Here is a 13,730-nt window from a genome sequence, read left to right as displayed (position 1 = left end):
ACCATCATGGCGTTCCTCGCGCGCGCATGCGGCGGGTTCGGCTGATTCATGCACGGATGGGCGTACGCGGGCGCGTACGGGTGGATCCGTATACACGCGACCGCCCCGAACCGATCAGTACCGATCAGTCCGGGGCGGAAGCGGTCGGCCGCTGGCGGACGCGCCGCACGCAGCATCCGCCAGCGGGTCAGTGCCGCGTCACGGCGCCTTCGCCAGCGACAGCGGACCCCCCGTCCCCTCGACGCTGCCCGCGGAACCCGCCCCCGCACCCGCGGCGCCGGAACCCGCGGCACCCACAAACCCCACAGAACCCACAGAACCCCCGAGACCCGCCGCCGCGCTCGCCACCGGCTCCGGCAGCAGCGCCAGGATCCGCGCCCGCTCCCCGTCCGGCGTGTCGTCCTCGAGCGGGTCCGGCGTGTACGGCGTCTGGATCCGGATCACCGGGCCCGCCCCGACCCGCGCGTACCCCCGCCCGGCCGGCATCCCGTCCCCGCCCGTGATCCCCGGCGCCGACCCCAACGCCGCGTGCAGCGCCTCAGGCTCCAACGGGCCGAGCGTCAGCCGCGTGTGCGTCTCGCCCAGCAGCCCCGAGGGGAGCCGCTCCAGCTGCCCCGGACGCGCCGTCGCCACCAGGCTGATGTGCGTCGTCCGCCCCAGCCGCACCGGCAGGTCCAGCAGCTCCAGCAGTTCGCCCTCGCCGTCCTCGCCCAGCAGCTCCGCCGGCTCGTCCAGCAGCACCCACAGCGGCCGCCGCGCGTCCTCCGGCACCGGCGTGCCCGCCGCCTTCGCCGCCCCGATCGCCTCCGCGCGCCGCGCCGCCTCGTGCCGCAGCCACGTCAGCGTCTCCCGCGCCCCCTGCGCGCTCGCGTCCACCCGCAGCACCCCGCGCCGCCCCGACAGGCACGCGAAGTCGCCGGACCCGGTCGCGTCCACCACGATGACGTCGCCGTCCCGCAGCGCCTGCACGGCGATCGTGCGCAGCAGCGTCGTCTTGCCCGCCGCCGGGCCGGCGACCGCCAGCAGGTGCGGCGCGTTCGTGCGGGTCCCGGTCCGCCAGATCACCGGCGGCAGCTGGTGGGACGGCGGGCCCGGCTGCGTCGGGTCGAGCGCCACCGGGATCAGCCGGTCCGTCGACGTCGCGTCCGTGAACCCCAGCACGATCTCGCACACCGCGGTCGCGTAGTGCTGCGCCGGCACCGGGCCCGGCAGCGGCGGCAGCGCCGCCACCGTCAGCCGGTTGTTCTCCGTGTCCCACCCGTACAGGTACTCGCGCGCCCGCCCCGCCTTCGCCTCCACGACCCGCTCGATCCGCTGCCGCGCCTCGGGGTCGTCGTCCGCGAAGTACGGCGAGTAGCGCAGCTCGAGCCGGGTCAGCTGGTCGCCCTCGAACTCGTGGTGCTCGAACGCCTGCTTCCACTGCCCGCCCGGCACGAACGGCCCCGCCGGGTCGTGCGCGTCGGCCAGGTGCGGCACCAGGCCGTTGTAGATCGCCTGCAGCCGGCCGTCCCCGGGCGGCGGGCCCGGCTCCGGCGCGGGCCCCTTCTCCCGGCCCATCCACGCCGCGCCGGCCATCACCCCGCCGAGTGCCAGGAACGGCCCGAACGGCAGGAAGTACAGCAGCACCAGCGACGCCGCCACGCCCACCAGCGCGGCCTTCCGCTTGTCCGTCGGCGCCTCCTTCCACCAGGTGCGCGCCCACGCCACCTCGCGGCGCAGCCCGCGCCCGAGGTGGATGAGCGGCGCGAACATGTCGCGGGCGTGCCCGCGCACGCGCTGCGCGGAGCTGCGTCCGGAGGCGAACGTCGCCTTCGTGGCGGCGAGTCCGCTGCGGGTCGCGGAGGCGACGCGGCGGGTCAGGGCGGGGGCGGTGGGCGGCAGGGGGGACGGCACGGGGGTGCTCCTGTCAACGTGCGGGCGTGCGCGTAGGCGCACGCGGTCGACGCGAGGGGGTACGCAGGAGGCCCCGGCTCGTCGTCGAGTCGGGGCCGCTGCGGTGCGGGAGGTGGTGGTGCGGGACGGGCGGGCCGGGCGTGGGAGGCCGGGCGCGCCGCGGGTCAGAAGTTCAGGCCGCCGAGCAGGCTCGCGAGGCTGTTCCCGCTGGCTTTGATGTGCGGGGCGATCGCGGTGCTGGCCAGATAGAAGCCGAAGAGCGCGCACACCAGGGCGTGGGAGATCTTCATGCCGTCCTTGCGGAAGAACAGGAAGGCGATGACGCCGAGCAGCAGGACTCCGGAGATGGACAGAACCACGGTGAACTCCTGTGTGCGGTGCGTCCGGCGGGCCGGCGCACGTCGTGCGGATGTGGGACGGGGACAACTTCGGGACAACGGGACAACGGGGACGGTGGAACGACGCGGGATCACGAAGATCACAGAAAGTGCATCTATCGTGACAAACCGCAGCGCGATCGGGGTAGTGGCAAAAGGGTGTATTTGCCGCTTATCACACTCGTGCCGTAGTCCCGCCACCCCTCCGGCCCAACCCACCGCCGAACCCACCGGCCCCCCACGACCCTGAGAAGATGCGGCCACCCGAACCCGGCCCGACGAAGGAGCACCCCGCGTGGCGGTCTTGCTCGTGGTCCACCACACCCCCTCGCCCAACCTCGCCGAACTCCTCGACGCCGCCCTCACCGGCGCCCGCGACCCCGACATCACCGGCGTCGACGTCCAGGTCCGCCCCGCCCTCCTGTGCTCACCCGTCGAAGCCCTCCAGGCCGACGCCTACCTCCTGGGCACCCCCGCCAACATCGGCTACATGTCCGGCGCCCTCAAACACTGGTTCGACCAGCTCCTCTACCTCGACACCGGAGCCCTCCACCACAAGCCCTACGGCCTCTACGTCCACGGCGGCAACGACACCGCCGGCGCCGTCAAATCCGTCGAGAACGCCGCCCAGGCCATGGGCCTGCGCCGCGTCCGACCCCCCGTCGAATGCATCGGCACCGTCACCAAACAACACCGCGAAGCCTGCACCGACCTCGCCGCCCTCGTCGCCGCCGAACTCATGGACGCCTGACACCGGCCCAACGGGCTACGGGGGAACCGCATGCTCGAACTCGTCTGCGCACTACGCCTCGCACCACCCGAGGTCCGGAAGGCACTCGTCGCACGCTTCCGCCCGCAACTCACCACGCTCTTCGCCGACACACTCCACCTCGACCCCCGCACCGCGGCCGCCGCCCTCGCCGACGAAGACGGCACCGCAGCGCTGTTCGACGCCCACGGCGCCTGGCGCCCCGACATCGTCACCCGCCTGACCACCCTGGTCCGCCCCGACAACGCGGCCGCCGTCCTCCAGGCCGTCGCCGCCACCGACGCGACCGCCGTCGCCCGCATCTTCGACCACATCGACCCGCACACCCCCGGCTGGCACGACGACGGCGGACTCGCCGACGCCTGCGCCGCCTACGCGCCCACCGACCCGATCACCGTCGCCCGCAGCCCGTTCCCCCACGCGGTGCGCCTCGCCGCCGACCACGGCGCCCGGCTGATGCCCACCCCGGTCGTGCTGGACCTGTTCACCGCCGCCCTCCGCCACGGCCAGGGCCGCCACCTACCCGGCATCGCCGCCGGTGTCGAGCACCTCCACCCCGGGATCAGCGCCCTCGTCCGCGACGCCCTCGCGGCCCCCGACCCGGCCGCGCACGTCGCCGCCCACCGCGACCCCGACGCCTGGCCAGACCCCCGCACAGCGGACCTCCTCCGCCAACTCCGCTGCGGCGGCGCTGACCCGCGCCCCACGCCATCCCTGGACTGGGACCGCCTGTGGGCCGACTACCAGCGCTACACCCGCGCCCACAACCCGGCACGCCGCGGGGAACTCACCGCCCTCGCCGCACACCCGGACTGCCCGCCGCACATCGTCGCCGAAGCACTCCGGTACGACGCCCTCGCCACCATCGACGCGGCCCCCCACCTGCCGTTCGAGACCCTTACCACCCCGGACGCCGCCCGCGGACCCGCACTCCTCAGACACCTCCTGCGACGCGGCATCCCAGGCCGTTGGTGGCCGCTCGACCGTGTCCTCACCGAGGTAAGCCCCGCACTGACCGTCCTCGCCGAGATCCCCGTCGACGACACCGAAGCCCTCGCCGCCCTCGCCGACGCCTGCGCGCCCTGGGACGGCGACCCGGCAGCCCTCCTCACCGCCTACCGCCTCGTCCCGGACTTCCCGGGCACCGTCCGCGAACTCGTCGCCGACGTCGCCGCCCACCCCGAACCTCTCCGGCCCTTGACCCCACCGGAGCCCGCCCTACGCGCCCTGCCCGGACCGAGCAACGCCCGGCGCGCACTGCTCACCCTCCTCGCCTGCGCCACCGAGGCCACGGCCGCCGCCACCGCGCCCTACCTCGACCCGCTCATGGCCCAGCAGCTGCTCAACTGGGCCCCCGACCGCCCGCCCGCCGTACGCGCCGCCGTCCTGCGCGCCCACGCGCCCGGGAACGACCCCGACGGCACCACCCTCATCGCCCGGCTCCGCGCCGGCGAACCGCCGCACCGGCTCATCTCCGACTATGTGCGCGACCACCTCGTCCTCCCGTGGGACGCCCTGGCCCGCGCCGCCGACGACGACCTGCTCCCCGAGGCCGCCGTCGGATACCTCGCCGACGAACGCACACGCAGCCCCCGGTTCCGCATCGCCGAGATCAGCCGCGCACCCCTGGACCGGTGGTCCCCCCCAAGCCCGCCGCACCTCCACGCCGCCCCGGTCGACATCGTCACCCGCGCGCGCCGGCTGAGCCGCTACACCGCCCGGCTCGCCCGACAGCAGCAGCCATACGCCGCCCCCCAGGCATCCCCGGACCCGCGCCTGTACGCCCGCCTGCGCGCCCTGACCCGCACGCACCTCGGCGACGACGCCGACGCGTGGGCCGTCGCCCTCCACCTCTTCCCCGACTTCGCCGGCACCCTGCCCGAACTCCTCGCCGTCGCCCGCGACTCGGTGCGCTGACCCGCACTTTGGTCAGACAGCCGCCTCGAGGCCGAAGAAGCGGAGCATGCCCGCCGCGCCCTCGTCGGAGAGCAGGGCGTCCACGGCCGCGGCGCTCTCGCGGGCGGCCTTCGCGGCGCGGGGGAACATCGGCTGCTCGTACCGCCGTACGGCCTCCTCGACGTCGCCCGTCGCGGCGAGGGCCAGGGCCAGTTCGGCGCCGTCCAGCATCGCGAGGTTGGCGCCCTGGCCGACCGGGGGCATCAGGTGCGCGGCGTCGCCGAGGAGGGTCACGCCCGGAACCGGGTCCCAGGTGAGGCCCACCGGGAGCACGTACGTCGGACGCGGCACGACCGTGTCGTCGCACGCGTGCACGAGCTCGGCGAACTGCGGCGCCCAGCCGGCGAACAGGTCCGCCACGAGGTGCCGCGCCCGCGCCGGGGCGGCGTCGGCGAGGCCGGAGGCGGTGAACCAGTCCTCGCCGCCGCGCAGCGTCGCGTAGACGCGGATGCGGCCGTCGCCGTTGGCCTGCGCCGACAGCACCTTCTGCGGGCCGATCGCCCAGTAGTTGCCGCGTCCGACCAGCGCGGCGAGGTGCGGGTGGGTGCGCGCGGCGTCGGGGATGCCGAGCTCGACGGTGATGGTGCCGCCGTGCGAGGGGCGGACGTCGGTGAGCAGCGGCCGGACGCGGGAGTGGGCGCCGTCCGCGCCGACCAGCAGGTCGCAGTCGGCGTGCGTGCCGTCGGAGAAGTGCAGGCGGTGTCCGCCGCGGGGGAGCGGCGTCGCGTGGGTGAGCCGCCGGCCCCAGGCGACGGTGTCGGGCGGCAGCGAGTCCAGCAGGATGCGGCGCAGGTCGGCGCGGTCGACCTCGGGGCGTTCCAGGGGCGCGTCGTCGGCGGTGTCGTGGCGGAACAGGACGGTGCCGGACGGGTCGACCATCGCCATGTCCTGGCCCTCGCGGCGCGCGACGGCCAGGAACGCGTCGGTCAGGCCCGCCTCGTCCAAGGCGCGCTGCCCGGTGCCGGGGTGCAGGTCGAGCATGCCGCCCTGCCCGCGGGCCTCCCTCGAGGCCTCGCGCTCGTAGACGGTGGCGGGGATCCCGTGCAGGTGCAGCACGCGGGCGAGGACGAGGCCGCCGGGGCCGCCGCCGGCGATCGCGATGCGGGGGTGGTCGGGGCGGGGAGTCGGGCGGGTCGCGGGCATGGCTGCCTCCCTCTCGGTCGAACTCGGTCGGCGATACGGCGTACTCATCGATACACTGTATCGACAGATACGATGTATCACACGAGGCGGGCGAGCACCCGCACCACGACACCGCACCAGCGGAGAGGCCCATGACCACACGCAGACGCACCGACACACCCGAGCCCGAACCCGCCACCCTCATCTGGGAGCGACCCGAACCCGCCGAACGCCCCAGCCCCGCACCCCTCAGCCGCGACCGCATCGTCCGCGCCGCCATGACCCTCGCCGACACCGACGGCCTCGACGCCGTCTCCGTCCGCAAAGTCGCCGCCGCTCTCGACGCCGGCCCCATGCGCCTCTACGGCTACCTCTCCACCAAGGACGAACTCCTCGACCTCATGGCCGAAGCCGTCCACGCCGAGATCGCCGACGCCCTCGCCCACGACCCCCCGGCCGCCGACTGGCGCACCACCCTCCACGCCCACGCCCACCACATGCGCGACGCCGCCCTACGCCACGAATGGTTCGCCGACCTGCTCGGCGGCCGCCCCCACCTCGGCCCCGCCGCACTCACCACCCTCGACGCGGCCCTCGCCGCCGCCGCCCGGCACCCCGGACTCGCCGACCCCGACGCCGCCTTCGGCGCCGTCGGCACCCTCCACGCCTACACCGCCGGAGCCGTCCGCCGCGAAATCGCCGAACGCCGCGCCCACCGCGCCACCGGCCTCGACAAACGCCAATGGCAGACCAGCGTCGGCCCCTACCTCACCCGCATGCTCGCCACCGGCCGCTACCCGGCCGTCGCCCGCATCGTCGCCGGCGCCAAGACACCCGACCCCGCCACCGCCTTCGACACCGGCCTGCGCCACGTCCTCGACGGCATCGCCGCCGTCACCGGCTGACCCGAGCGCGCGCTGCGATCAGCCCCGCCGCGCCCACACCGGAGGAGCCGCCAACGCCGCACGCACCGCCGCCGGCGACGGCCGCCCCACCGACTCCGGAACCGCCTCCACCGGCACCCCGAACACATGCGCCCACGCCCGCCGCCACCCCAACCGCCGCGCCTCCCGCGCCGCGGCCCGCCGCGCCACCTCGTCACGCGCCGACGCGTCGTCCGCCAACCACGCCGGACGCGCCCGCAGCAACTGCTCCACATACGCCGCCGCCCACCGCCCCCGCCGCGGCCGCAACTCCGCCACCAACCCCGCGTCCAACCCGAACAGGTCCGCCACAGCCTCGTCCGACAACCGCGCCACCGCACGCTCCGCGTCGCGCAGCACCGCGTCCGCACGCTCCTGCGCGACCTCCCACGCCCGCTCCTGCTCCCGCGCCCACATCGCCGACACCCGCGTCAGCTCCTGGTCGCCCCGCAGCATCAGCAACCACCCCGGCGGCACCTGCGCCAGCTCCTCGAGAGTGGTCCGCGCGATATAGCCGTGCAACGCCGGAATGTGCTCCGCCACCCGCAACGCCGGCACCCCCAACCGCCCCGCGACCTCCGCCGGACGTACAAGCAGCGGCAGCGCACGCAACGCCGGGCCCAACGCCTCCAGCGCCATCGCCTCCACCTCGGCCGGCTTCAACCGCGCCTGCGCCACCAGCTCCGCCAGCGCCAACGCCCGCGTGTCGTCCCGGAACCGGCGCAGCCGCGGCGCCAAACTCCCGTGCGCCGCACCCAGCGCCACCGCCCACAGAACCGTTTCGACCGGGTCACCTGCCGTACCCGGACGGCGCATGCTCAGCAACTGCCGCGCCGAGTAAGCACGTTCACGGTTCCTGGCACGCGTACGCGCGGCCTTCGCGGCAGCCTGCGACCGCGCGACGACCGCCGCCGCCGCGCGCAGCTCGATGTCCGCCACGACGTGGGGGAGCAGCGCGTCCACGTCCGCCGTCCGGTAGTAGCAGACCTCCAGGTCCCGGCCGTCCCGCCGCAGCCACTGCCGCTCCACGACCGGGAGTTCGGCAGTACGCGCGACCCGCCGGAACCGCTCCCTGCTGATGTGCAACCGCGCCGCCGCCTGCCGCGCGCTGAGCGGCTCCTCACGGTGCAGCGCGTCCAGGAACCGCCGCTGGTCCGCGGCCGCCCGCGCCACACACTCGGCGTCGAACGACCCGTCCTCGTGCTGGTCCAGCAACCCCGCCCGCGCAGCCAGCCTGACCTGCCGAGGGACCAGCCCCAGAGCCTGGCCCACCCGTGCGGCACCCATACCTCGTCGGGTCACGGCCGGCCCCTTCCGTCGGGTGACACCGATCGGGCCGACGATAGAACGGGTCCGGGGCCTCGGGTAGGCGAAGCCCTGAAATCCGCCCGAAAGTGCCAGGTCCCGCGGCACCAACCAAACACGCCGCTCACGGCCGGCACGGCCCCGACCTGCGGCGGGTACGCCTCGCAGTGGAGGCGCCACCGACGGGCACCGGCACGGCGGCGGTCCCGCGGCGCGGCCGGGGCGTGCGGCCGCCGTCCCGGCGTGGGGGAGAGGCGCACGCTTGGATGGACGCATGAACGACTCTCGGGGACCCGCGGACGCCGCCGCGGACATCGACAACGCCGGCGACGACGCCATCGACATCGCCGGGGTCGCCCGGCGCCTCACGGACGCCGACGCGGGAGGCTGGACCGACACCGGCGCACGCGCCCTCGTCGCGGACCTCGGCTGGACCTGGCGCGACACACCCGACGGACCCGTCGCCGACACCGGCCACTGGGGCGGCGCCCCGGGCTCCACCGCGCGGCTGCGGCCCGTCGACCGCCTGACGGAGCGTCACACGTCGGGGGAGACCTACCTCGAGCTGGCGGTCCCGCTCGCGGCCTCGCCCGCGGGCGAACCCGCCCTGGACGCCGCGCTGTTCCGCGCCGTACGCGGCCTGCTGACCGACGTCCTGGGGGAGCCCACCGTCATCGGCAGCCACGGCTCGCTGGGCCCGATGTACGGTCCGACCGCCCCGTGGGGCGCCCCGTACCTGCGCTGGCGCGGCGAGCCGGACTCCCTCGAACTGCGCGCCGGGCGCGGGGGACCGGAACTGGTGCTCATGCCCACCGGCCCGATCGAGAACTGGTTCTGGCGGCTGGGCGTGGGCGAGGAGTACTCGATCGACGGCTACTTCGGCGCCAACCGCGACCCGCGCAACGGCGGCCTCGGCTTCCCCGGGGGCTGGTACGCGCAGAGCTGGGACACCGTGGTGCGGTCGGTGGGCGGGTTCCTCGACACCGTCGCGGCGGAGACCCTCGCGCTGGGACACGGCATCTCCATGCCCGTGTACGGGCGCGGCGCGGGCTCCGGCGCCCCGCTGCTGTTCGACATCGACGCACGCGGCAGCCTCGGGCTGGCGACGTTCGCCAACGAGTACGCGCCGGAGCTCGACCTGCGGGCGCTGGGCTGGGGGCAGCCGGCCGACCATCCGCGGCTGCTGGACGAGGTGTGGCCGGACGCGTACGACCCGCGCTGGCGCGTCGACGCGGGCGGGCCAGGGGCCGCCGACGGGCGCGCACTGGCCGAGATGCTGGTGGCGACCGCGCGGGCGGCGGGCGTGGCGGAACCGCGGGACCTGATCGTGGGCGGCGAGGCGGAGTCGGTGGGGCCGTACGACGTGCGGTTCTACGGGCTCGGGCTGCCGACGGGCTGACGGGCGGAGAGCCCGCTCCGCCGGGGGGGCCGGGGGGGGGGGGGGCCCGGGGGGGGGCCGGGGGGGGGGGGGGGGGGGGGGGGGGGCGGGGGCGCGGGGGGGGCCCCCGGCCCCCACGAGGAGGGTTCGAGGAGGGGTGTCGGAGGAGGGCTCGTCCGGGGCTCCGTCCGCACTACTTGACATAATGTGCATTATCGGCGAACCGGGGAAGGCGCGAACAGGCTGGTGTGGAGCGGGTTTCGGCGCCTTCCGCGGTTCGCCGATAATGCGTTCCGGCGTGGGATCGCAGGCCCTGGGTGCACGGCCGTTGCGTGCGGGCCGCACCTGCAGCGAACAGCGAACCGGATCGCGCGTTCCGGCGTGCGTCAGCGCGCAGGCGTGGCGTGGCGTCGGCGCACACAACACAGTCGGCCCGGCGCCGACCCGCGCCTGCGCACAGATCCCCTGGCTCATCCGGCCCGCCCCGGAGACGTCCGAAACGATCTTGAAGGGGTCCGGCCCACCACCCGCCCCCAACCCGGGCGTTCACCGCGCGCCCCGCGCCGTGCTGTGTCACGATGGTGCGAACAGGCCCTCCCCGGAGGGCTTTTGAGGTTCCCTGCAACCGTGTCGTGTAATGCCGATTACACGACACGGCTTTCGTGTGCGTGCCGTTCGGCCCGTTCCCGCAGGATCGCCGCGCTCTCCTCGTCCGCCGGCAGGAACGCCTCCAGGTGCAGTTCCGCCAGCGTGATGTCCAGCGACGTGGCGAACGACGTCAGCGTCGTCAGCAGCCGCAGCTCCCCTCCCCCCGTCCGCAGCCGCATCGGCGCCGCGAACCCCAGGTGGTCCGCCCCCGGTTCGTCGAGCGGCGGCAGGTAGCCGCTGAGCTCCTCGATGAACGCGTCCAGCCGAGGGTCCGGGTTCCGCGCCGCGTGCGCGCGCATGTTGTCCGTGACGTGCCTCCCCCACTCCGCCGCGTTGACGACCCGGCGCGCCATGCCGTCGGGGTGCAGCATCAGCCGCAGCATGTTGACCGGCGGTTCCAGGAGTTCGGCCGCCGCGCCCTCGGTCAGGACCTCGAGCGCCGGGTTGGCGGCGATCACTTCGCCGTACGGCCGCAGCACCATCGCCGGGTACGGCATGTGTCCGCGCAGCACCCCCTCGAGGGCGTCCCGCACCGGCCGCAGCAGCGGCTCGTCGATCCTGGACTCGGGGTACGCGGGCGCGTAGCCGGCCGAGTGCAGCAGCAGGTTGCGGTCGCGCAGCGGCAGTTCGAGGGACTCGGCGATGCGGATGACCATCGCCCGCCCGGGCCGGGCGCGGCCGCGTTCCATGTAGCTGACGTGGCGCTGCGTGGTCCCCGCGCGGAGTGCGAGCTCGAGCTGGCTGAGGCGGCGGGAGGCGCGGCGGCGGCGCAGTTCGCCGGGGAACGCCTCGTGCGTGTCGTGCGAAGCGTGTGCGTCGCGCCTGTCGTGCGGGTGTACGGAGGTCCTGGTGGTCACCGCACAGTTCTAGCGCGTCGAGCGCGGCGATACCCAGGTGGGAATTGAGGGCGTCCCGTGCCGGACGCAGGATGTGGTTCGTCGACGAGGCGGCCCCACCGGCGCCGGCCCCGTCCCCCTCTTCCCGACGTTCCCTTCCCCCGAGGAGTGGATTTCCCATGCCTGTCAGCCCTGTTCGCGAGTCCTGCGCCCTCGCCGCCCCGGTCACGGCCGTCCCCGACACCGACCGGAAGGCGGCCTCCACCATGCGCAGCTACCACCTCTCCCCCGGCGCCGCCCCCTTCGGCCTGGCCCGGCGCGAGCACGCGGTGCCCGAGCCCGGCCCCGGCCAGGCGCTGGTGCGGATGCGCGCCAACGCGGTCGGGTTCCGCGACACGCTCGTCCGCGAGGCCGACTATCCCCTCCCCCTCGCGGAGGGTGTGGTGGCGGGCTGTGAGGGCGTGGGCGAGGTCGTCGCGGTCGGCGCGGGCGTGTCGGGGGTCGCGGAGGGCGACCGGGTGGCGTTGACGGTGTTCCCGCACTGGCTGGACGGGCCGTTCGCGGTGGCGTACGCGGCGCAGCTGGGCGGCTCGGTGGACGGTGCGCTGGCCGAGTACGCCGTGGTGGCGGAGTCGGCGCTGGTGCGTCTGCCGGGGCATCTGTCGTACGAGGAGGCGGTGGCGCTGCCGCTGGGCTGGCTGACGGCGTGGAATGCGCTGACGGGCGGTCGGCGGGTGCTGCCGGGCGAGACGGTCGTCGCGCTGGGCACGGGCGGGGTGAGCCTGGCGGTGGTCAGGCTGGCGGCGCTCGCGGGTGCGCGGGTGGTGGTGACGTCCGGTGACGTGGCGGGCAAGGCGGGGCGGCTGCGGGCGCTGGGTGCGCACCATGTGCTGGACCGGAGGGGCGACTGGCCCGCGGAGGTGCGGGAGTTGACCGGGGGCCGGGGCGCCGAGCTGGTGGTGGACGTGGCGGGTTCGGTGGCGGAGTCGCTGCGTGCGGGCGCGCTGGGCGGTGAGGTGGCGTATGTGGGCTACCGGGTCGGGGACGCGGTGACGGGTCCGCCGGTGGACGCGCGGCTGCTGTTCGACTCGGGCGTGGGGGTGCGCGGTGTCGCGGTCGGGAGTCGGGCGCAGCTGGTGTCGCTGATGGGTGCGGTGGAGGTGCACGGGCTGCGGCCGGTGGTGGACCGGGTGTTCGGGTTCGGCGAGGTGGACGGGGCGTTGGCGTGGCATGCCTCGGGCCGGGCCTTCGGGCGCGTGGTGGTGTCGCACGAGGGCTGAGGCGCGGGGAGCCGTCCCGAGGCTCAGGGAAGCAGGTCGAGTTCGTCCGGTACGGGCACGGGTCGGGCGGCGGGTCGTGGCCCGAAGACGGCGCGGAGTGCGGGTTCGGCGTACCGGGCGGCGAGGGGTCCGGTCGTGACGAGGATGAGGACGTAGGCGGTGGCGAGGGGGCCGAGGCGGCTGTCGGTGCCGGCGGCGACGGCGAGGCCGGCGATGACGATGGAGAACTCGCCGCGGGCGACGAGTTCGCCGCCGGCGCGGTAGCTGCCGGGTTTGGCGATGCCGGCGCGGCGGGCGGCCCAGTAGCCGGTGGCGACCTTGGTGACCGTGGTGGCGACGGCGAGGAGCGTCGCGGGGAGGAGCACGGGCGGCAGGTCGGCGGGGTCGGTGGAGAGGCCGAAGAAGACGAAGAAGACGGCGGCGAAGAGGTCGCGGAGCGGGGTGAGGAGGTTCTGGGCGTGTTCGGCGACCTCGTCGGAGATGGCGATGCCGACGAGGAACGCGCCGACGGCGGCGGAGACCTGGAGTTTGTCGGCGAGTCCGGCGACGAGGAGGGTCAGCCCGAGGACGCCGAGGAGGAGGAACTCGGGTTCGTCGCTGGAGAGGGCCTTGGACACGAGGGGTCCGTGGCGTAGTGCGATGTAGAGCACGGTGGCGATGGTCGCGAGGGCGATGAGGACGGTGACGGTGCCGCCCAGGAGGCCGACGCCCGCGAGCAGTGCGGTGAGGATGGGCAGGTAGAGGGCCATGGCGAGGTCCTCGAGGACGAGGACGCTGAGCACGGTGGGGGTTTCGCGGTTGCCGAGGCGGCCGAGGTCGGCGAGGACTTTGGCGATGACGCCGGAGGAGGAGATCCAGGTGACGCCGCCGAGGGCGACGGAGCCGACGGGGCCGAGGCCGAGGAGGAGTCCGGCGAGGAGGCCGGGGGTGGCGTTGAGGACGAGGTCGAGGGCGCCGGCGGGGGCTCCGGCGCGGAGGTTGGTGACGAGTTCGCCGGCGTTGTACTCGAGGCCGAGGAGGAGCAGCAGGAGGATGACGCCGATGTCGGCGCCGACGGAGATGAAGCCGTCGCTCTGGGCGAGGGTGAGGATGCCGCCGTGGCCGAAGGCGAGTCCGCCGAGGAGGTAGAGCGGGATGGGTGACATGCCGATGCGGGCGGCGAGGCGGCCGAGGACGGAGAGTCCGAGGATGACGGCGCCGAGTTGGATGAGCAGTGTGGCGGGGTGCATGGGCTGGTGCGCGG

General features: G+C 75.0%; 11 protein-coding genes. 5 read left to right on the top strand and 6 right to left on the bottom strand.

Annotated elements, in window-relative coordinates; translation table 11 throughout:
• Positions 1-198: 198 nt before the first annotated feature.
• Positions 199-1,893 carry a hypothetical protein gene (locus QI554_RS23820; protein WP_281472242.1) on the bottom strand — a complete coding sequence of 565 codons (1,695 nt, stop codon included), beginning with the start codon at positions 1,891-1,893 and terminating at the stop codon, positions 199-201.
• A gap of 164 nt (positions 1,894-2,057) precedes the next feature.
• A complete protein-coding gene (locus QI554_RS23815; RefSeq protein ID WP_235057015.1) occupies positions 2,058-2,252 on the bottom strand; it encodes a hypothetical protein in 195 nt (64 codons plus the stop codon).
• Between the two features lie 313 nt (positions 2,253-2,565).
• Between QI554_RS23815 and QI554_RS23810 the strand changes: the two genes are divergently transcribed.
• Positions 2,566-3,021 (top strand): flavodoxin family protein, encoded by a 456-nt coding sequence (locus QI554_RS23810; RefSeq protein WP_281472241.1) that lies wholly within the window; start codon positions 2,566-2,568, stop codon positions 3,019-3,021.
• A 30-nt stretch (positions 3,022-3,051) separates the two neighbouring features.
• Positions 3,052-4,956, top strand: a complete 1,905-nt coding sequence (locus tag QI554_RS23805; protein WP_281472240.1) for a hypothetical protein — start codon at positions 3,052-3,054, stop codon at positions 4,954-4,956.
• Between the two features lie 12 nt (positions 4,957-4,968).
• On the opposite strand, the gene QI554_RS23800 is transcribed toward QI554_RS23805, so the two are convergent.
• Entirely contained in the window at positions 4,969-6,138 is a 1,170-nt protein-coding gene (locus QI554_RS23800) for an FAD-dependent oxidoreductase (RefSeq protein WP_281472239.1), read from the bottom strand.
• A gap of 131 nt (positions 6,139-6,269) precedes the next feature.
• Between QI554_RS23800 and QI554_RS23795 the strand changes: the two genes are divergently transcribed.
• Positions 6,270-7,022 carry a TetR/AcrR family transcriptional regulator gene (locus tag QI554_RS23795; protein ID WP_281472238.1) on the top strand — a complete coding sequence of 251 codons (753 nt, stop codon included), beginning with the start codon at positions 6,270-6,272 and terminating at the stop codon, positions 7,020-7,022.
• Positions 7,023-7,040: 18 nt separating this feature from the next.
• On the opposite strand, the gene QI554_RS23790 is transcribed toward QI554_RS23795, so the two are convergent.
• Positions 7,041-8,342 carry a hypothetical protein gene (locus tag QI554_RS23790; RefSeq protein WP_281472237.1) on the bottom strand — a complete coding sequence of 434 codons (1,302 nt, stop codon included), beginning with the start codon at positions 8,340-8,342 and terminating at the stop codon, positions 7,041-7,043.
• A gap of 277 nt (positions 8,343-8,619) precedes the next feature.
• On the opposite strand from QI554_RS23790, the gene QI554_RS23785 reads away from it, so the two are divergent.
• Positions 8,620-9,744: a hypothetical protein gene (locus QI554_RS23785; protein WP_281472236.1), complete on the top strand. Its 1,125-nt coding sequence runs from the start codon at positions 8,620-8,622 to the stop codon at positions 9,742-9,744.
• A gap of 623 nt (positions 9,745-10,367) precedes the next feature.
• On the opposite strand, the gene QI554_RS23780 is transcribed toward QI554_RS23785, so the two are convergent.
• Positions 10,368-11,144: an MmyB family transcriptional regulator gene (locus tag QI554_RS23780; protein ID WP_281472263.1), complete on the bottom strand. Its 777-nt coding sequence runs from the start codon at positions 11,142-11,144 to the stop codon at positions 10,368-10,370.
• 242 nt (positions 11,145-11,386) lie between these two features.
• Here QI554_RS23780 and QI554_RS23775 point away from each other — a divergent pair, with 242 nt between their 5' ends.
• The gene (locus tag QI554_RS23775; RefSeq protein WP_281472235.1) at positions 11,387-12,487 is read left to right on the top strand and encodes a zinc-dependent alcohol dehydrogenase family protein; all 1,101 of its coding nucleotides are present in this window, start codon (positions 11,387-11,389) and stop codon (positions 12,485-12,487) included.
• 23 nt (positions 12,488-12,510) lie between these two features.
• Here QI554_RS23775 and QI554_RS23770 read toward each other — a convergent pair whose 3' ends face one another.
• A complete protein-coding gene (locus QI554_RS23770) occupies positions 12,511-13,716 on the bottom strand; it encodes a cation:proton antiporter (RefSeq protein WP_281472234.1) in 1,206 nt (401 codons plus the stop codon).
• Positions 13,717-13,730: the final 14 nt, after the last annotated feature.

The organism is Yinghuangia seranimata, assembly GCF_029953285.1.
GTDB lineage: Bacteria > Actinomycetota > Actinomycetes > Streptomycetales > Streptomycetaceae > Yinghuangia > Yinghuangia seranimata.
The sequence above is the reverse complement of the archived record's forward strand: the minus strand, read 5'-3'. Positions and strand labels throughout refer to the sequence as shown.

Bases quoted from the DNA above. Each gene is read 5' to 3' on its own strand.
- QI554_RS23770 (WP_281472234.1), bottom strand. From the start codon at position 13,716: ATGCACCCCGCCACACTGCTCATCCAACTCGGCGCCGTCATCCTCGGA.
- QI554_RS23805 (WP_281472240.1), top strand. From the start codon at position 3,052: ATGCTCGAACTCGTCTGCGCACTACGCCTCGCACCACCCGAGGTCCGG.
- QI554_RS23775 (WP_281472235.1), top strand. From the start codon at position 11,387: ATGCCTGTCAGCCCTGTTCGCGAGTCCTGCGCCCTCGCCGCCCCGGTC.
- QI554_RS23800 (WP_281472239.1), bottom strand. From the start codon at position 6,138: ATGCCCGCGACCCGCCCGACTCCCCGCCCCGACCACCCCCGCATCGCG.
- QI554_RS23785 (WP_281472236.1), top strand. From the start codon at position 8,620: ATGAACGACTCTCGGGGACCCGCGGACGCCGCCGCGGACATCGACAAC.
- QI554_RS23795 (WP_281472238.1), top strand. From the start codon at position 6,270: ATGACCACACGCAGACGCACCGACACACCCGAGCCCGAACCCGCCACC.